This window comes from Bradyrhizobium agreste, from assembly GCF_016031625.1.
GTDB lineage: Bacteria > Pseudomonadota > Alphaproteobacteria > Rhizobiales > Xanthobacteraceae > Bradyrhizobium > Bradyrhizobium agreste.
In genome coordinates this window covers 131,872-149,449 of record NZ_JACCHP010000013.1, presented here as the reverse complement: position 1 = coordinate 149,449, position 17,578 = coordinate 131,872, and the positions used below count along the sequence as shown (strand labels likewise).

18 protein-coding genes are annotated in these 17,578 nt (G+C 64.9%); 13 read left to right on the top strand and 5 right to left on the bottom strand.

Annotated elements, in window-relative coordinates; all coding sequences use genetic code 11:
• Positions 1–80 precede the first annotated feature (80 nt).
• On the bottom strand, positions 81–1,496 hold the full coding sequence (gene glgA, locus HZZ13_RS20880) for a glycogen synthase GlgA (protein WP_197961416.1): 1,416 nt from the start codon (positions 1,494–1,496) through the stop codon (positions 81–83).
• A gap of 192 nt (positions 1,497–1,688) precedes the next feature.
• On the opposite strand from glgA, the gene HZZ13_RS20875 reads away from it, so the two are divergent.
• From HZZ13_RS20875 to HZZ13_RS20840, 8 genes are all read left to right on the top strand, one after another.
• Entirely contained in the window at positions 1,689–2,885 is a 1,197-nt protein-coding gene (locus HZZ13_RS20875) for a CaiB/BaiF CoA transferase family protein (RefSeq protein WP_197961415.1), read from the top strand.
• Between the two features lie 131 nt (positions 2,886–3,016).
• Entirely contained in the window at positions 3,017–4,552 is a 1,536-nt protein-coding gene (locus tag HZZ13_RS20870) for an ABC transporter substrate-binding protein (RefSeq protein WP_197961414.1), read from the top strand.
• Between the two features lie 7 nt (positions 4,553–4,559).
• Positions 4,560–5,510 (top strand): ABC transporter permease, encoded by a 951-nt coding sequence (locus tag HZZ13_RS20865; RefSeq protein WP_197961413.1) that lies wholly within the window; start codon positions 4,560–4,562, stop codon positions 5,508–5,510.
• Positions 5,497–6,369: an ABC transporter permease gene (locus tag HZZ13_RS20860; RefSeq protein WP_197961412.1), complete on the top strand. Its 873-nt coding sequence runs from the start codon at positions 5,497–5,499 to the stop codon at positions 6,367–6,369. The genes HZZ13_RS20865 and HZZ13_RS20860 overlap by 14 nt, the downstream gene beginning before the upstream one ends.
• Complete coding sequence (locus HZZ13_RS20855) at positions 6,366–7,358, top strand: ABC transporter ATP-binding protein (RefSeq protein WP_197961411.1); 993 nt, start codon at positions 6,366–6,368, stop codon at positions 7,356–7,358. The genes HZZ13_RS20860 and HZZ13_RS20855 overlap by 4 nt, the downstream gene beginning before the upstream one ends.
• An 11-nt stretch (positions 7,359–7,369) precedes the next feature.
• A complete protein-coding gene (locus HZZ13_RS20850; RefSeq protein ID WP_376707064.1) occupies positions 7,370–8,326 on the top strand; it encodes an ABC transporter ATP-binding protein in 957 nt (318 codons plus the stop codon).
• 75 nt (positions 8,327–8,401) lie between these two features.
• Positions 8,402–9,469 (top strand): alcohol dehydrogenase, encoded by a 1,068-nt coding sequence (locus HZZ13_RS20845; protein WP_197961409.1) that lies wholly within the window; start codon positions 8,402–8,404, stop codon positions 9,467–9,469.
• 105 nt (positions 9,470–9,574) lie between these two features.
• Entirely contained in the window at positions 9,575–10,654 is a 1,080-nt protein-coding gene (locus HZZ13_RS20840; protein ID WP_197961408.1) for an isocitrate/isopropylmalate dehydrogenase family protein, read from the top strand.
• A 33-nt stretch (positions 10,655–10,687) separates the two neighbouring features.
• Here the strand turns inward: HZZ13_RS20840 and HZZ13_RS20835 are convergent, their stop codons facing one another.
• Both HZZ13_RS20835 and HZZ13_RS20830 read right to left on the bottom strand, forming a co-directional pair.
• On the bottom strand, positions 10,688–10,966 hold the full coding sequence (locus tag HZZ13_RS20835; protein WP_197961407.1) for a hypothetical protein: 279 nt from the start codon (positions 10,964–10,966) through the stop codon (positions 10,688–10,690).
• Between the two features lie 105 nt (positions 10,967–11,071).
• Positions 11,072–11,893, bottom strand: coding sequence for an enoyl-CoA hydratase (locus HZZ13_RS20830; RefSeq protein ID WP_197961406.1), 822 nt, complete (start codon positions 11,891–11,893; stop codon positions 11,072–11,074).
• A gap of 73 nt (positions 11,894–11,966) precedes the next feature.
• Between HZZ13_RS20830 and HZZ13_RS20825 the strand changes: the two genes are divergently transcribed.
• Positions 11,967–12,143: a hypothetical protein gene (locus tag HZZ13_RS20825; protein ID WP_197961405.1), complete on the top strand. Its 177-nt coding sequence runs from the start codon at positions 11,967–11,969 to the stop codon at positions 12,141–12,143.
• A gap of 47 nt (positions 12,144–12,190) precedes the next feature.
• Here HZZ13_RS20825 and HZZ13_RS20820 read toward each other — a convergent pair whose 3' ends face one another.
• Both HZZ13_RS20820 and HZZ13_RS20815 read right to left on the bottom strand, forming a co-directional pair.
• The gene (locus HZZ13_RS20820; protein ID WP_020608151.1) at positions 12,191–12,562 is read right to left on the bottom strand and encodes a helix-turn-helix domain-containing protein; all 372 of its coding nucleotides are present in this window, start codon (positions 12,560–12,562) and stop codon (positions 12,191–12,193) included.
• A 29-nt stretch (positions 12,563–12,591) separates the two neighbouring features.
• A complete protein-coding gene (locus HZZ13_RS20815; protein WP_197961404.1) occupies positions 12,592–13,641 on the bottom strand; it encodes a LysR family transcriptional regulator in 1,050 nt (349 codons plus the stop codon).
• A 475-nt stretch (positions 13,642–14,116) separates the two neighbouring features.
• On the opposite strand from HZZ13_RS20815, the gene HZZ13_RS20810 reads away from it, so the two are divergent.
• From HZZ13_RS20810 to HZZ13_RS20795, 4 genes are all read left to right on the top strand, one after another.
• Positions 14,117–14,383 (top strand): hypothetical protein, encoded by a 267-nt coding sequence (locus HZZ13_RS20810; RefSeq protein ID WP_025034806.1) that lies wholly within the window; start codon positions 14,117–14,119, stop codon positions 14,381–14,383.
• 207 nt (positions 14,384–14,590) lie between these two features.
• Positions 14,591–15,322 carry a cytochrome c biogenesis CcdA family protein gene (locus tag HZZ13_RS20805; protein ID WP_197961403.1) on the top strand — a complete coding sequence of 244 codons (732 nt, stop codon included), beginning with the start codon at positions 14,591–14,593 and terminating at the stop codon, positions 15,320–15,322.
• A 143-nt stretch (positions 15,323–15,465) separates the two neighbouring features.
• Complete coding sequence (locus HZZ13_RS20800; protein WP_197961402.1) at positions 15,466–15,738, top strand: hypothetical protein; 273 nt, start codon at positions 15,466–15,468, stop codon at positions 15,736–15,738.
• Positions 15,739–15,988: 250 nt separating this feature from the next.
• Entirely contained in the window at positions 15,989–17,533 is a 1,545-nt protein-coding gene (locus tag HZZ13_RS20795; protein ID WP_197961401.1) for a peroxidase family protein, read from the top strand.
• Positions 17,534–17,578: the final 45 nt, after the last annotated feature.

The following is a 17,578-nucleotide window of genomic DNA, read 5'->3' as shown; positions in this document are numbered from 1 at the left end:
TCCATTTCTCCCAGCATTCCGGCGGAACGATGGATTCCGGGTTCGCGCCAAGCGGCGCGCCCCGGAATGACAGCGGTGTCTCACACCGACGCCAGCTTGCGGTACAGCGCGCTGTAGCTGCCGGCCGCGATGCTCCAGGAGAACGAGCGCCCCATCGCGCTGCGGCGCATCGTATCGAGCTGGTCGTGGGCCATGAAGGCGGAGAAGGCCCGCCGCACGCCGCCGAGGAACGACTCGCGCGAGGGCTTCGAGAACAGGAAGCCGGTCTCGCCGTCGCTGATGGTCTCGGCGAGGCCGCCGGTCTGGTGACCGATCGGCAGCGAGCCGAAGCGCTGCGCGTACATCTGGCTGAGCCCGCACGGCTCGAACCGCGACGGCATCAAGGTGAAGTCGCTGCCGGCGAAGATGCGCCGCGCTTGGGCGTCGTTGAAGCCGATCGCGACCCCGATCGCGTCGGGGCGACGGCGGTGCGCGTCGATCAAGGCCTGCTCGAGCGCGGGCTCGCCGGAGCCGGTGACCACGATCTGGCCGCCGGCGTCGACGATTTCGTCAGCCGCCGACAGAACGAGGTCGATGCCCTTCTGGTGCACGAGTCGCGCGACGATGCCGAACATCGGCCCGCGCGAGACCGCCAGCCCGAACTGCTTGCGGACGTAGTCCGCATTCGCCTTCTTGCCGACCCAGTCGCCGGCGCCGAATTGCTGGGCGAGCTGGGCGCACGACCGCGGATCCCAGCTCTCGTCGATGCCGTTGAGGATGCCGGTGAGCTCGGCCGCGTCCGAGCGCAGGCGGAGCAGGCCCTCCAGGCCGCAGCCGAACTCGGGCGTGGTGATCTCCCGCGCATAGGTGCCGCTGACCGTGGTGAGGTGCGAGGCGTAGACGAGGCCCGCCTTGAGGAAGGAGACCTGATCGTAGAACTCGACGCCGTCGATGTGGAAGGAGCTCTCCGGTGCGCCGATCCGCCGCAGCAAGTCCTTCGGGAAGAGGCCCTGATAGGCCAGGTTATGGATGGTCAGGATGGACGGCAGCTTGGCGCCCTGCCAAGCCAGATAGGCGGGCACCAGCGCGGCCTGCCAGTCGTTGGCATGGATCAGGTCTGCTGCCCAATTCTTGTCCAGCTTGCCCATGGCGAGCTCAGCGGCGGCCGAGGCGAAGCGCGCGAAGCGGATGTCGTTGTCGGACCAATCGCGCCCGAGCTCGTCGCCATATGGGTTTCCGGGTCGGTCATAGAGCTGCGAGCACAACAGCACATAGACCGGCAGGCCGTCCTTGGTGGCGGCACGGCCGAGCGAGCAGGCCGGCATCTCCGCGAATGCGGGACAGCGGCCAACGACCTGAATATGCGTGAGTTGCTCGATGATGTCGCGATAGCCGGGCAGCATGATCCGGATATCGGCGAAGGAGCGAAGCGCGCGGGGGAGGGCGGCGGAAACGGCGCCCAGTCCGCCGACGCGAACGAAGTCGTCCATCTCTGTGGTGACGAACAAGACCCTCAAGAACAGCCGCCCTCTTCCGATCCCGCTTGCTGCTATGCAAGAACGGGTCCAGTTATGCTGGAATTCCAAAGCCCGCCCACGCGGCACGTCTGCTCGGTAAACACTTTCCTACTCAGCCGCCGCCCTCTAGGGTCGCCGCATCAACAACAAAGATCTTCGATGGTTCCAAAGAGACCAAGGACGCAGGCAGGCATGCAGCTAGCAGATAAGCATGAGGGGACGTTGACAAAGGTCATGGCGGGTTTGCGGGTGCTGGATTTTTCGACGACGATCGCCGGGCCCCATTGCACGCGGATGCTCGCCGACATGGGCGCCGAGGTCATCAAGATCGAGACCGACGGCGGCGAGACGATGCGGACCCGGCCTCCCCTCCGCAACGGCTGCAGCACCGCGTTCGGCCAGCTCAATGTCGGCAAGAAGAGCGTGGTCCTCGACCTCAAGTCCGAGGACGGCAAGGAGGCGGTGCGCCGGCTGGCCGCGACATCGGACATTCTGGTCGAGAACTTCCGTCCCGGCGTGATGCGCCGCCTTCGGCTCGACTACGACAGCCTGCGTCAGGTCAATCCGAGGCTGATCTACTGCTCGATCTCGGGCTACGGCCAGACCGGGCCCTCGGCCGAGCTGCCGGCCTACGCCCCGGTCATCCACGCGGCCTCGGGCTACGATATGGCGCATCTCGCCTACCAGCCAGGCCGCAATCGTCCTGACTATTGCGGCATCTACCACGCCGACGTCGTCACCGGGACCTACGGTTTTGGCGCGATCGCGTCCGCGCTTTATCAGCGCACCGTGACGGGAATCGGCCAGCACATCGACGTCTCCATGCTGGAAACCATGCTGTCGCTGACGCTGACCGAGCTGCAGAGCTCGCAATTCGCGGTGGCACCGCCGCCGCGCCCGATGTTCGGACCGACCGAGACGGCAAGCGGCTACGTCATGATCACGATCGCCAGCGAGAAGACGTTTCAAGCCTTGATGGGGGTGATCGGCCGCCCGGACTGGGTCTCCGATCCACGCTTCGCCACCTATGCCGCGCGCCGCGAGAACTGGGCTGAGCTGATGGACGGCGTCGAAATCTGGTCGCGGCAGCTTTCGACCGATGCATGCCTCCGCGCACTTGGCGCTGCCGGCGTGCCGGCCTCGGCCTATCGCAGCGTGTCCGAGGCCTTGGCCGATCCGCAGCTTGCGCATCGCCGCGCGCTCTCCGAGGTGCGGGACGAGGGCGGCTCGTTCCGGGTGCTCAACCTGCCGTTTCGGATGTCGGGGGCTGACACGGCGCCGGCCAAGACCGTGTCCGTGCTCGGCGAGCACACCGACGCGTTGCGCCAGGAGATCGGCCTTGCGGGCGATACGGCAATTCCGCCAGGCAAAACGGCCGCGACATCCTGAGTCTTACCGCCGCCACATGCGGCGTTCGAACTCTCGTTCGTTCCTCTTGCCGAGGCGGGCATTTGTCGCCAAGCTCGCTGCCGAGTCATTCAACGATCCGAAACATCGGACGAGGGATCCCGGGAGGAACCATGACGAACGCGGCGGCCGTGGCACGCAAGCGCGTGCCGATTTTCCTCGTTGCGGCATTTGCACTGGCCGCGCCGGCGCAAGCGCAGAAATCCGGCGGCAGCATCACGGTCGGCCAGGAGCTGGAGATCGCAGGCTTCGATCCGCTCAAGGTCGGCGTCTACGACACCTCGACCTTCACCGCTGCCGCCGCGATCTTCGACACGCTGACCACGCTGAATGACAAGGGCGAGGCCGCCCCGAAGCTCGCGGTGTCCTGGACCCATTCCGACGACTACAAGAGCTGGACCTTCAAGCTCCGCGAAGGCGTCAAATTCCACGACGGCACGCCGTTCAATGCGCAGGCCTTCAAGGAGAATTTCGACCGGCAGAAGGATCCCGCCAACAAGTGCCGCTGCGCCTTCTACATCACCAACGTCAAGGAGGTGCTGGCGCCCGACGAACATACGGTCATCTTCAATCTAACCGATCCTTCGGTGAACTGGCCGGCAGTGATCACCATCCAGAGCTCCAACAACGTCATTCATTCGCCGACGGCCTGGAAGACCAAGGGCGACGATTACAACCGCAATCCCGTCGGCACCGGTCCCTACATCCTGAAATCATGGACCGCCGGCGACCGCATGGTGCTGGAGAAGAACCCGAACTATTGGGACAAGGGCCGTCCCTATCTCGACCGCATCGTCCTGAAGCCGCTGCCGGATGCGCAGTCGCGCTTTGCCTCGCTGCAATCGGGCGAGGCCGACATCATCTGGGACGACGAGAACGACGCCGACAACATCATGAAGGCGCAGAAGGATCCCAAGCTCACGGTGCACACCTACAAGGGCTCGGGCGCGCAGGTCTACGCCTTCAACACCAAGGTGGCGCCGTTCGACGACGTGCGGGTGCGGCAGGCGCTGGTGATGGCGATCGACCGTCCGAAGATGTCGCAGGCGATCAGCAACGGCCTGAGCCGACCTGCGAGCAATCCCTACGGCGACGGCTCCTGGGTCAAGTGCAAGGACGACGGGGCGCTGCCGTTCGACGTCGAGAAGGCGAAGGCGCTGATCAAGGATTACGGCAAGCCGGTCGAGTTCAAGATGCTGGTGACGGCGACGCCCCGCGGCCGCATGGTCGGCCAGGTGCTGCAGCAGTTCTGGAAGCGCGTCGGCGCCAACATGGAGATCGAGCAGGTCGATCAGGCCACCATTCCGACGCGTGCCTTCACCCGTCAGTTCCAGCTGACGCCGTGGCGCATCGTCGATCTCGCCGATCCCGATCCGCAGATGTACGCGAATTTCCGCAGCGGCAGCCCGCTGGCGCTCGCCGGCTTCTCCGATCCCGAGCTCGACAGGCTTCTGGACCATGCGCGCGTCACCGCCGACATCGGCCAACGCAGCGAGGATTACTGCGCCATCGGCCGTCTGATCAACAAGGAGGCGATCTGGTTCTGGACTTTCCAGAACACCTATTACGCGCTGTCGAGCGCCAGGCTGAAAGGCTTTCCAAAGATCTACAACAGCGTGATAGACGTCTCGAACACCTGGCTGGAATGACGGCGCGATGCTGAACTTCGTCGTCCGCCGGCTGCTCGGCATGCTGCCGGTCCTGCTGGCCGTCTCGTTGCTGACGTTCCTGATCGCCTCGCTGCTGCCGGGCGATCTCGCGCTCGTCATCCTCGGCGACCAGGCAACGCCGGAGAATGTCGCGGCGCTGCGCCGCGACATGGGGCTCGACCAGCCGCTGTGGTGGCGTTACCTGAGCTGGCTCGGCCATGTGGTGCAGGGCGATCTCGGCCGCTCGTTCCGCACCGGGCAGACGGTGCTGCAGGCGGTCGCGGAGCGCATTCCGGTCTCGCTACAGCTGATGCTGATGGCCGAGTTCATCGGGCTCCTGATCGGCGTTCCCGTCGCGATCGCCTGTGCCGCGCGCGCCGGCGGCGCGTTCGACCGCTTCATGACCGGCAGCGCTTTCGCGATGCTGTCGATGCCGTCGTTCCTGACCGCGATCCTGCTGATCTATCTGTTCGCGGTCGAGCTGCGCTGGCTGCCGGCCACCGGCTATGTGCCGTTCACCGAGGCGCCGCTGGCGAACTTGCGGTTCTTCGTGCTGCCGGCGCTGACATTGGCGCTGGCGGAATGGCCGGGCATCATGCGCGTGCTGCGCTCCGACATGATCGCGACCTTGCAGGAGGATTATATCGCGCTGGCCAAGGCAAAAGGCCTCAAGCCATCGCGCATCCTGTTCGTGCATGCGCTCAAGCCGTCGTCGCTGACCCTGGTGACGGTGACAGGCATCAATATCGGCCGCCTGCTCGGCGGCACGCTGATCGTGGAATCTGTCTTTGCGCTGCCCGGCATCGGCCGGCTGCTGGTCGGCGCGATCTATACCCGCGACCTCGTCATTCTCCAGGGCGTGGTGCTGCTGGTCGCCTGCGGCTTCGTCATCGTCAACTTCATCGTCGACATGCTCTACGCCGTGCTCGATCCGAGGATCCGCCATGGCCACGCTTGAGCTGTCGATCCCGGACGAGGAGGTGGCTGCGCCGGTCGGCCGCAAGCGCAAGCTCGGCCTGTTGTTCTGGATCGCAAGCGGCTGGCTTGCGATCATCCTTTCGCTCGCGATCCTGGCGCCGGTGCTGCCGCTGCAGAACCCGACCGATATGGACATGCTGGAACGGCGCGCCGGCTTCTCCGGGGAACATTGGCTCGGCACCGACGGGCTCGGCCGCGACGAGCTCGCCCGGCTGATCTTTGGCGCGCGGGTGTCGTTGGCGGTCGGGCTGATCGCGCCCATGATCGGCCTCGTCGTCGGGGGCGCGCTCGGCCTGCTGGCCGGCTATTTCCGCGGCCGGTTCGAGACGCTGGTGGTCGGCAGCATGGACGTGCTGCTCGCGTTTCCGCCGCTGATCTTCGCGCTCGCGGTGGTCGCCTATCTCGGGCAGTCGGTCCCCAACCTCACAATGGTCCTCGGCGTGCTCGGCATTCCCGCGTTCATGCGCGTGGCGCGCGCGGCGACGCTGACGCTGGCCCGGCGCGAGTTCGTGATCGCGGCCGAGGCGCTCGGCGCCAGCCATGCGCGCATCCTGCTGCGCGAGCTGCTGCCGAACGTCATCCTGCCGCTGCTCGCCTTCTTCCTGCTCGGCGTCGCCGTCACCATCGTGGTCGAGGGGGCGCTGTCGTTCCTCGGCCTCGGCGTGCCGCCGCCGATGGCGAGCTGGGGCAGCATGATCGGGGAGGGACGCGACAGCCTCGACGTCGCGCCGCGGCTGGCATTCCTGCCGGCGGCCGGACTGTTCCTCACCGTGCTGGCCTTCAACCTCGTCGGCGACACCCTGCGGGCCCTCACCGATCCACGTCAGGGGGCCCTGTGAGCGCGCCGCTCTTGACCATCGAGGATGTCGCGGTCGAGCTGCCGACCCCGCGCGGAAACTTGCGCGCCGTTGATCATGTCGATCTTTCGCTCGAGGCCGGCCGCACGCTCGGGATCGTCGGTGAATCCGGCTGCGGCAAGACCATGCTCTCGCGCGCCGTGCTCCAGCTGCTGCCGAAGAAGGCGAAGCTGACCGGCCGGGTGATGTTCGACGGCCAGGATCTGGTGCGGCTCGAGCCTGAAAGCCTGCGACGCCTGCGCGGACGCGATCTCGCGGTCGTGTTCCAGGATCCCATGACCTCGCTCAACCCGGTGCTCACCATCGGCACGCAGCTGATGGAGACGATCCAGGAGCACCTCGAGCTCGACGCGCCCGCCGCGAAAGCGCGCAGCATCGAGCTGCTCGCCGCCGTCGGCATTCCCGCGCCGGAGCAGCGGCTCGCGCAATATCCGCATCAATGCTCCGGCGGCATGCGCCAGCGCATCGCGATTGCGATCGCACTGTCCTGCGAGCCGAAGCTGCTGATCGCGGACGAGCCGACCACCGCGCTCGACGTCACCATCCAGGCGCAAATCCTCGATCTGCTCGCGCGCGAGCAGCGCCGCCGCCACATGGCGATGATCATCATCACCCACGATCTCGGCGTCGTCGCCGGCCGCGCCGACGAAGTCGCGGTGATGTATGCCGGCCGGGTGGTGGAGCGCGCGCCGACGCAAGCCTTGTTCAAGCGCATGCACATGCCCTACACCGAGGCGCTGCTGGCGGCGATCCCGAAGCTCGAGACCGCGCCGCATACGCCGCTGCCGGCGATCTCGGGCCGCCCACCCGATCCGACGCGGCCGCTGAAGGGCTGCTCCTTCGCGCCGCGCTGCAATTATGCCACCGGGCGCTGTCATGAGGCCAAACCGGTCCTGACGAGCGCCGAGATGCCGGGACATCTCTACGCCTGCTTCCACCCGATCCGAATGACCGAGGGGATCGAGGCATGATGCAGCTTGCCGTGCGGCCTGCGCCGCTTCTGAACGTCGACAATCTCGTCGTCGAATATGGTCTCGGCAACAAGACGGTGCATGCCGTTTCCGGTGTCAGCCTCCAGGTCGCGCGCGGCGAGACGCTTGGGCTGGTCGGCGAATCCGGCTGCGGCAAGTCGACGCTCGGCCGCGCGGTGCTGCAACTACGTCGCGCCAAGTCCGGCCGCGTGATGTTCGACGGCGAGGACCTCACCGCGATGGAGGGCGAGGCGCTGCGCAGGATGCGTCGCCGCGTGCAGCTGATCTTCCAGGATCCGATCGCTTCGCTCAACCCGCGCCGGCGCATCGGCGACATCGTCGCCGAGCCGCTGATCATCGCCGGCATCAAGGATGCCGCCGAGCGCAAACGGCGCGTTCACGAGGTGCTTTCTGCGGTCGGGCTCGACCCCGATCTCGTGGTGGGCCGCCTGCCGCACGAATTCTCCGGCGGCCAGTGCCAACGCATCTGCATCGCGCGCTCGCTGGTGCTCAACCCGGAATTCATCGTCTGCGACGAGCCGGTCTCGGCCCTCGACGTCTCCATTCGCGCGCAGATCCTCAACCTGCTGGAGGAGATGAAGGCGCGCTTCGGTCTGACGCTGCTGTTCATCGCGCACGACCTCGCGGTGGTCAAAGCGGTCAGCGACCGCGTCGCGGTGATGTATCTCGGCCGGCTCTGCGAGGTCGGACCCTCCGAGCAATTGTTCGCGCGGCCTGCGCATCCCTACACCGCGCTGCTGTTGCAGGCGATTCCGCTGCCGGATCCGGATGTGCGTCCCGCCGAAAGTGTGGCGGCCGGCGAGCCGCCATCGCCGATTGCGCCGCCGTCCGGCTGCCGCTTCCGCACCCGCTGTCCGCGCGCCGATCAGCGTTGCAGCGCGGAGATACCGGAGTTGCGCGAGGTCGCACCCGGCCAGTTCGCGGCTTGCCACCATCCGCTGGCCTGAACTAAGACCTGTTTGTCTCGCCGCGACGACCATGGCATGGTATCGCGACAACAAGAAACATGCGGGAGGACGCCGATGAAGAGTTTCAAGGTTGCCGATTTCAAGGCGCCGCTGTTGGAAGTCGACGAGGCGACGCCGCAGCCCTCGGGCACGCAGGTGCTGATCAAGGTGAAGGCCGCCGGCGTCTGCCACAGCGACCTCCACATTTGGGAAGGCGGCTACGATCTCGGCCATGGCCGCAAGCCGCTCTCGTTGAAGGATCGCGGCATCAACCTGCCGCTGACCATGGGCCACGAGACGGTCGGCGAAGTCCTCGCCTTCGGCCCCGACGTGAAGCCGACCGATCAGGGCGACCTGAAGATCGGCGATGTCGGGCTGGTCTATCCCTGGATCGGCTGCGGCAAGTGTGCCACGTGCCTCGCCGGTGACGAGAACATGTGCCTGACGCCGCGATCGCTCGGGGTCTATTGCGACGGCGGCTATTCCGATCACATGCTGGTGCCGCATCCGCGCTACCTGCTCAATCTGAAAGGCCTCGATCCTGCGACCACCGCGCCCTATGCCTGCTCGGGCGTCACCACCTACAGTGCGCTGAAGAAGGTCGAGCAGCATTTCGATACGCCGATCGTGATGTTCGGCGCCGGCGGCCTCGGGCTGATGGCGCTGTCGCTCTTGAAGGCGATGGGCGGCAAGGGCGCGATCATGGTCGATATCGATGCGAGGAAGCGCGAGGTGGCCGAGAAGGCCGGTGCGCTCGCGACCGTCGATCCCAAGGCGCCGGACGCGCTGGAGCAGCTTGCCAAGAAGGCGGGCGGGCCGATCCGCGCCGTGATCGACCTCGTCGGCAACTCTGCCACGACGCAGCTCGGCTTCGACTGCCTGACCAAGGGGGGCAAGCTCGTCATCGTCGGCCTGTTCGGCGGCGGGGCGACCTGGGCACTGCCGCTGATTCCGATCAAGGCGGTGACGATCCAGGGCAGCTATGTCGGAAATTTGCGCGAGACGCAGGAGCTGCTCGACCTGGTGCGGTCGAAGAAGGTGCCGCCGATACCGGTGACGCAGCAACCGCTCGCCAAGGCCAACGACGCGCTGCTGCAATTGCAGCAGGGCGCGGTGGTTGGACGTACGGTGCTGACGCCGTAGTGCTCTCCGTCATTCCGGGGCGGTCCGCAGGACCGAACCCGGAATCTCGAGATTCCGGGTCGATGCGTTGCATCGCCCGGAATGACACTTTCTTCAGGAATCCTCATGTCCGCAAACAACGCCTTCCACATTGCCGTGCTCGCCGGTGACGGCATCGGTCCTGAAGTCATGGCGCCGGCGCTCGAGGTGCTGCGCAAGGTCGGCGAGAAGTCCGGCCTCGGCTTCCGCTTCACCGAGGCGCCGGCCGGCGCCACCAATTATCTGGCCACCGGCAAATCGATGCCTGACTCGACCATCAAGCTGTGCGAGGAGGCGGATGCGATCCTGCTCGGTGCCTGCGGCCTGCCGTCGGTGCGCTACCCCGACAACACCGAGATCGCGCCGCAGATCGAGCTGCGTTTCATCTTCGATCTCTACGCCGGCGTGCGTCCGGCGCGACTCATTCCGGGCGTGCCGAGCCCGATCGTCGGCGCGGACCAGCGCGGCATCGATCTCGTCGTGATCCGCGAATCCACCGAGGGACTGTTCGCCTCGATGGGTAAGGGCGTCGTCACCCATGAGGACGCGCGCGAGACCATGGTGATCACGCGCAAAACCTCCGAGCGCCTGTTCGAGTTCTCGTTTCGCCTCGCCGAGCGGCGCAAGGCGCGCGGCAAGCCCGGTGCGCTCACCTGCGTCGACAAAGCGAACGTGTTCAAGGCCTTTGCGTTCTTCCGCGGCATCTTCGACGAGATCGCCGCGAAGCATCCTGACGTGAAGACCGACCGGCTCTACGTCGATGCCTGCTCGGCGATGCTGGTCAAGCGTCCCTGGGATTTCGACGTGATGGTGATGGAGAACATGTTCGGCGACATCGTCTCCGACATCACCGCGAGCCTGATCGGCGGCCTCGGCATGGCGCCCTCCGCCGACATCGGCGACAAATACGCGGTGTTCCAGCCGTGCCACGGCACGGCGCCTGATATCATGGGGCAGGGCAAGGCCAATCCCACCGGCATGATCCTGTCCGCGGCGATGATGCTGGATTGGCTCGCTGAGAAGCATGGTGTGGAGAGTGCGGCGGAAGCCGGCATGACAATCGAGCGTGCGGTGGATCAGGTCTATGCCGGCGGCATCAAGCCGATGGAATTCGGCGGCGGCAACGGCACGGCTGATATCACCAGGGCGGTGCTCGCGGCGCTGTAGCCGAAGAAAGGGGCCCGTGGGGCCCCCTCGCGTTCACCAGCGGTGCCAATGGCGGTGACGCCAGCCCCACGGACGCGGACCGTAGAAACGCGGACCGCCGTAATAGCCATAGGCGCGATAATAGTTCGGGCGCCACCAGCAGCGACCCCAGGGGTTACATACCCAGCGCACCTGCTCGACATCGGCGGCCGGACCGCTTGCGATCTTGTCGGCCTGCGGGATGCCGTTCGGCATTGCCGCAAGCGCCGGTCCCGACGCGAGCGCCACGCCACCCATCGCAGCCAGAGCAAGAACAGCAGATCTGAGTTTCATTGCAATCTCCCTCGTTGTTGGCGAGAGAACTTCCGACAGATCAACTGGTTGCGATGGCGATAAGGCTGTGCGCGGAATTTAATCTTCCTGAATGTCGGTTCAGCTTCAGTGTCCCCGGAATTGCGGCTTGCGCTTGTCCATGAAGGCCTGCCGGCCCTCGCGGAAATCCGCGCTGTCCATGCAGGTATTGCCGATCGCCTTGATCGCCTCCATGTCGCGCCGACTCTCGTCCTTCAGCACCTGCGCGATGGTGATCTTGGCCGCCTTGATCGCCAGCGGGGCGTTCTGCGCGATCGTTCCGGCAATCGTCATGGTCTCGCCCCAGAGCTCGCTTTGCGGGAACACGCGCTCGACGAGGCCGATGCGCAGCGCCTCGGCGGAATCGATGCGCATGCCCGTGTACATCAAAAGCCGCGCCCAAGACGGCCCGACCAGCGACACCAGGTGCTTCAAGCCGTCATAGCCATAGGCGATGCCGAGTTTTGCCGCAGGAATGCCGAACTGGCTGCCATGCGAGGCGAGGCGGATGTCGGCGAGCATCGCGATCTGCATGCCGCCACCGAGGCAATAGCCGTCGATGCAGGCGATGGTCGGCTTGGGATAATCGGCGAGCAGCGCGCGCTGGGCGGCGCTGCGCCTGGCATATTCCTCGGACGCCGCCGCATTGTGCCTGACCTTTTCGAACTGGCTGATGTCGGCACCCGAGACGAACGCCTTGCCGCCTGCGCCGCGCAGGACCACGACGCGCACCGCCTCGTCGTCGCGCAAGGCCGTCAGCGCCTCGCCAAATCCCTCCCACATCTCCAGCGACATCGCGTTGCGCTTGTCGGGATTGTTGAAGGTGATCACGCCGACGCCATCGGCCATGTGCGTGAGAATCTTGCCGCAGGCGTAAGGTGTTCCGGTCGTGCTGAAAAGGTCTGGCATCGCGCGCTCGCTGCTCGGTGGCGATGCGCAATGTGCGGCGCAGGCACCGCCGCGGTCAACCGGAGCAGGTGAGGTGAGCCTGCATCCGCCCGTGCTGCGATTGCATGACGCGCGGCGTTCGACGGGGCTGAAACTTCGAAGGAAAACCGCCAAGAAAAAGGGGCGGCAAGGCCGCCCCGAGACAGGCCGCGCGCAGTTGCGCGCAGACATCCTTCGGCCGATCTCGCGCAATCCGGCCGCGCCCCCGTGACGCGGCGGATTGAACGTCGGCCGTGAAGGCCGGACCGTCGACCGGCCTCAGCTCTCGTTCGCCGCGATCGATTCCATCAGCGAGACGAGCTGACGCTGCACCGTCTGGTCCTTGATCTTGCTGTAGGCGCGCAGCAGGCGGAGGCTGAAGGCCGAGTCGAGGAAGAGCAGACTCTCGACTTCGCGGGCCTTGTTGTCGCCGTCGTAGAAGAAGGTCACGGGCACATCGAGGGCGGAGGCGATCTGCTGAAGCCGAGCCGCGCCGACGCGATTGACGCCCTTCTCGTATTTCTGCACCTGCTGGAAGCTGACGCCGAGCTTCTCGCCGAGCTCGGCCTGCGAGATCTTCATCTCGACGCGCCGCAGACGGATGCGCTTGCCAAGCTCGATGTCCGGCTTGCCCGCGCTGCGCTGCTTCATTCTTTTTGCCGCTGCTTTCATCTCTGTTTTCACCTTTGTTCTTCGGTTGAAAATCCCCCGAAGAGCTGGGTCAGGGGTTCGCCCATATACGAGTCCTTGAATTCATGCGGGTGCACGAACTCTTCCTTAAACCACGGGAAGCGGGCCGGATTGAACGCCTCGATCAGCCAGTCAATCATGTGCCGCACGCGCGGGATACGGCCGCTACCGGGATGGTAGGACAACCAGATATCCAGCGGTCGGTTCAGCTCGACCTCCAGTGGAATCAATTTCCCGCCGAGCGCAATGGCGTAGCTCGGGAAGACGCCGATGCCGGCGCCATTCGCGACCGCCCAATAATTGGCGCTCGAGACGTTCGTCTTCATGACCAGAAGGTCACGTTCGGACACGCCCGGGAAGAAGCTCTCGAAGGATTCCTTGGCGGCGAGCTGGTCGGCGAATTGCAGCACCAGACGATGCTTGATCAATTCCGCCGCCGAGCGCGGCGCGCCATGCTTTGCGATGTATTTCTCGGAGGCCCAGAACATCAGATGCATGCGGCCGAGCCGCACCAGCTTGATGTCCAGCGCCGAGGGACGGGACAGATGAATCGCGACGTCGGCCTCGTGGCGCGAGACGTCGGCCGAGCGCATCGCGCAATGCAGGTCCACCAGGATCTTCGGATAGGCCTGCTGGAATTCGACGAGGCGAGGGGCAAGCCAGAACGTGCCGAGCCCCTCGGTGACGGCCACGCGGACCTCGCCGGACAGCGCGTTGGCCATCGAATCGCTGGCGCGCAGCACGTCGAAGGTGGCCGCCTCCATGCGCTCGACGGCGGAGACCACCAGGGCGCCCTCATCGGTCAGATGGGTGCCGTGGACGTCGCGCGTAAATAACGTGGTGCCGGTCTGGCGTTCGAAATCGTCGATCCGACGCCGCACGGCGTTGATCGACAGCGACAGGCGCTCGGCCGCCGAGCGAAAGCTTCCGCATCGGACGACTTCCAAAAATATGCGCGCGGCGTCCCAATCGGAGAGGCCGCTGAGATTTGTCTTTGGGCGTTCCGCCAACGGAACGCCCCTTTCCGCCAAGGAGTGCATACAATTTCCTTTGGAACGCTAAACTGGCAGAATCTGGCGCAAACCACAACCACGACGGGTTGGGGAGCGAAGAGTTTTTGAACGTCATCCTTACTACCTTAGGGCGGTATTTGGATGCTCCCATGGGCTGGGAATTCGGGCGAGGCTATCGGCTCGAGTGAGGGGTATGGCGTGAGTTCCGTTGCGAGCCGCGAGATGGCTGCGGGATTGCCGGTGTTGACCGCAACGAATGGTCTTGCGCGGCAGTCGATGCCGCCGCCGTTGCTGGATCGGTCGCACCAGGCCAGGCGTTTGCTCCCGAAGCAATTGGGTGATCGCCAATGGCGCCGCATGGTGATGCGCGCGGAAACACGGTTCCACACACTGAAATCGGGTTCGAAGGCGCGGTCGCCTCGTGTTATCTTTGGTCTTCCATGGGGGCCGAAGGGGGCGTGACAGATACGTCTCGCAGGCCGAATTAACGGAAAGAACGCCGGTGTCGCATTCAGACGAACAGTTGCAGTCGGTGCTGGAAACGCTCGAAGAGTGCCGCAGGGTTCTCAATGCCTGCAACAGCCGCGAGTCGGCCGAGATGCTGTCCATCGTCATCCTCGACGTCAGGATGAAATTGAAAGGAATCGACAGTGCCGATCTCAAGGCGCTGTGTGACGAAATGCTGCGGAGCGCTGCCAGCGAGCCGCCACCCCCTTCCAAGCAGACGCAGGACCAGCCCCGGCGTCCGCTGCTCCGCGTGGTGAAGTAGCCTCGCCGCCGAATCTCGCTTTCTGGCGAGGTTTGTGCGCGTCCCGATGTCGCATCTGTGATCACGGAGGGCGTCGGGCGGAGCCCTGGTTTTGTGCGCCTCTGTTGCGCATTCTCCGGCATCGGCTACACCAGAGCCGGTTCGGCTCCGGGCCGGGCGCGTTCCCTGCGCGCCGTAAACGGGGCCTGAGATGGCTCCGACTGCATCATGCAAAATGTTTCGATTCCGGCGGCGCTGATTGCCGGCCTCGTCAGCTTCCTCTCGCCTTGCGTCCTGCCTCTGGTTCCGCCCTATCTGATCTATCTCACGGGCGCCACGATCGAGCATGTCGAGAGCGATGAGCCGGTCGCGGCCTCCAAGCGCGCGATCATGATGTCGGCGCTCCTGTTCGTGCTCGGCTTCTCCACCATCTTCGTGGCGCTCGGCGCCAGCGCTTCGCTGATCGGCGGGCTGATCCGTGCCTGGTCGGCGGAGCTGTCGATCCTCGCCGGCATCGTCATCGTCATCATGGGCCTGCACTTCCTCGGCCTGACGCGCATCGGCCTTCTGATGCGGGAAGGACGCCTGCCGATCCCCAAACCGGTCGGCTTGTGGGGCGCCTATATCATGGGCCTCGCATTCGCGTTCGGCTGGACGCCCTGCATCGGCCCGATCCTCGCCGCGATCCTCTCGATCGCCGCGGCGGAAGCCACGGTGGCGAGGGGCGCCGGCCTGCTCGCGGTCTATTCCGCCGGCCTCGGCATTCCATTCCTGATCGCCGCGCTGATGATGGAACAGTTCTCCGCGCTGTTCGCGCGCATGAAGGGCCACCTCGTCAACGTCGAGCGCGCCATGGGCGTCTTGATGGTGCTCACCGGCATCGGCTTTCTCACCGGCGCGGTCTCGAATGTGAGCATCTGGCTGCTGGAGACGTTTCCGGTGCTGCAGACGATCGGTTAGGGCGCGAGGGGACCGGGTTTTCACGGACGAAAAAGGAGAGGAACCGTTGAAACCCGTCAGGCATGCTGTCAGGTAACCACGATTCCAAACCTTTCCGGTCCCGAGGCGTTGCATCGGGGGACAACTCGCATGGTGGAGATCACGTGACCAAGACACTGCGCTTAGAACCCTTGTCGGACAACGCGGCTTTGGTTGCCTGGCAGTTTTTGGGACAGCCGCTGCAGGATTGGCCGAGCTGGGTTCAGTCGAATTGCTCACTGCAGAAAGATGCCGACGGAAAATTCGAGCTTCGGCACGAGCGGCGCAGCGGCACCCAGATCGTCTATCTCGGCGAGTGGCTGGTGAGAGATCTCGATGGCGGCGTGGACTTCTACACAGACGCTGAGATCTGGTCGCGGTTCGCTGCCAAACGCTGAGAGATTGGGCGGCTGGTCGATCGCGCCTTAGTCGTTCTTGCTCGAGCTTCGGACGATCAAAAGCCTGTGTCGCTGGTGGGGCAAAAAGCCTCGCGGTTGGACTCTCCCATAGCATGCAATCTGTAGTAATATTTCATCGTACTGCACCCTGAGGGGCAATTCTTCTGAACGTATACTGAAACGAGAATTTCAAACCAATCGACAACTTCGGCGCCCCTCTCCCTTACAGCATATTGAGCAGGAGCAAGCGATGGGAACCGACGTGAATGTTCATCCTGGTCATGGCAAGGCCGGCCGTCAACCGACGCGACAATTTCTGGATACGCTTTCCGGACACGACGATCCGGGCATGTTTGGCCGGATGTTTCCGACCCTGGAGCCGCTGGCTGTCGACGACGGTCCGCTGCATGAGCTCGCCGACGCGATGAAGGATCCCGCCCCCGGCGACGCCGCGGGAAACAATCCCAACGTTCCGGCGGGTTTCACTTATCTCGGCCAATTCGTCGATCACGACATCACGCTCGATCTGACCTCCTTCGGCGAGAAGGAAGCCGATCCGACGGCGGTCACGAATTTTCGCACGCCCGCCCTCGATCTCGACAGCGTCTATGGTCTCGGCCCCGACGGCAGCCGTCATCTCTACGCGCGCAATTCGGCGAACGACAACGGCAAGACACCGGGTCCCAAGCTCTTGATCGGCAAGACCGTCAACGTCGATGCCATCACGGGCGACCATCGCAACGACCTGCCGCGCAATCCCGAGGGGTTTGCCCTGATCGGCGATCACCGCAACGACGAGAACCTGCTCGTCGCGCAAACCCATCTTGCGATGCTGAAGTTTCACAACAAGGTCTGCGATCAGCTCGCGGCGTCCGGCAAGCCGGCGGGCGAGATCTTCGAGGAAGCGCGCCGGATCGTGACCTGGCACTACCAATGGATGGTCCTGCACGATTTCGTGGAGCGGATCACCGAAAAGGGGATCGTCGCCAAGATTCTCGAGCAGGGGCGGCGCTTCTACCGCTTCAAGAAGACCCCCTACATGCCCGTCGAGTTTTCAGCCGCCGTCTACCGTCTCGGCCACAGCATGGTGCGCCAGGTCTACAGCCACAACCGGATCTTCACGCCCGGCGGCCTCACCCCGGCGACCCTGGACCTGCTGTTCAGGTTCACCGGGCTGTCGGGCGGCATCATCGGCGATCTGGCGCCAAACCCGATTCAGCCGCCGCTCCCGCTTCCGGTGCTTTCGAGCAACTGGATCATCGACTGGCGGCGTTTCTATCAGGTGCTGCCGAGCAATCCTCCGGGCGTGACGCTCAATCCGTCGCGCAAGATCGACCCGCTCGTCGTGCCGCAGCTCCACAGCTTGCCCGGCGACGGCGGCAGCCTGCCGTTCCGCAATCTCAAGCGCGGCGTGCTGTTGGGCCTGCCGTCCGGGCAGGACGTCGCCAAGGCCATGAAGATCAAGAACCCGCTGACGCCGGAAGAAATCTCGAAGGGGACCGACGGCGCCGTGGCGAAGAAGCACGGCCTGCACCAGCACACCCCACTCTGGTACTACATCCTCAAGGAGGCGGAGCAGCGGGGCAGCGGCGAAAGGCTCGGCCCGGTCGGCGCGACCCTGCTTGCCGAGGTCTTCGTCGGCCTCGTCCATGGCGACCACCAGTCGTATCTCTGGCTCAAGGGCAAGTCCTGGAAGCCGACGCTGCCATCGCAAGTACCCGGCGAATTCACGATGGCCGATCTCTTGCGTTTCGTCGGGGATATCAGCCCGATCGACGGCATCTCGACGGTCTGAAGCCGGATCCGGAAAAGCGCGACGCGGTTTTCCGGAGAGATCGAC

What these genes read in the sequence shown, in the direction of transcription:
- HZZ13_RS20815 (WP_197961404.1), bottom strand. Translation starts at nt 13,641, where the DNA reads ATGCACTCCTTGGCGGAAAGGGGCGTTCCGTTGGCGGAACGCCCAAAG.
- HZZ13_RS20860 (WP_197961412.1), top strand. Translation starts at nt 5,497, where the DNA reads ATGGCCACGCTTGAGCTGTCGATCCCGGACGAGGAGGTGGCTGCGCCG.
- HZZ13_RS20835 (WP_197961407.1), bottom strand. Translation starts at nt 10,966, where the DNA reads ATGAAACTCAGATCTGCTGTTCTTGCTCTGGCTGCGATGGGTGGCGTG.
- HZZ13_RS20845 (WP_197961409.1), top strand. Translation starts at nt 8,402, where the DNA reads ATGAAGAGTTTCAAGGTTGCCGATTTCAAGGCGCCGCTGTTGGAAGTC.
- HZZ13_RS20840 (WP_197961408.1), top strand. Translation starts at nt 9,575, where the DNA reads ATGTCCGCAAACAACGCCTTCCACATTGCCGTGCTCGCCGGTGACGGC.
- HZZ13_RS20805 (WP_197961403.1), top strand. Translation starts at nt 14,591, where the DNA reads ATGCAAAATGTTTCGATTCCGGCGGCGCTGATTGCCGGCCTCGTCAGC.
- HZZ13_RS20795 (WP_197961401.1), top strand. Translation starts at nt 15,989, where the DNA reads ATGGGAACCGACGTGAATGTTCATCCTGGTCATGGCAAGGCCGGCCGT.
- HZZ13_RS20830 (WP_197961406.1), bottom strand. Translation starts at nt 11,893, where the DNA reads ATGCCAGACCTTTTCAGCACGACCGGAACACCTTACGCCTGCGGCAAG.
- HZZ13_RS20875 (WP_197961415.1), top strand. Translation starts at nt 1,689, where the DNA reads ATGCAGCTAGCAGATAAGCATGAGGGGACGTTGACAAAGGTCATGGCG.
- HZZ13_RS20865 (WP_197961413.1), top strand. Translation starts at nt 4,560, where the DNA reads ATGCTGAACTTCGTCGTCCGCCGGCTGCTCGGCATGCTGCCGGTCCTG.
- HZZ13_RS20820 (WP_020608151.1), bottom strand. Translation starts at nt 12,562, where the DNA reads ATGAAGCAGCGCAGCGCGGGCAAGCCGGACATCGAGCTTGGCAAGCGC.
- HZZ13_RS20870 (WP_197961414.1), top strand. Translation starts at nt 3,017, where the DNA reads ATGACGAACGCGGCGGCCGTGGCACGCAAGCGCGTGCCGATTTTCCTC.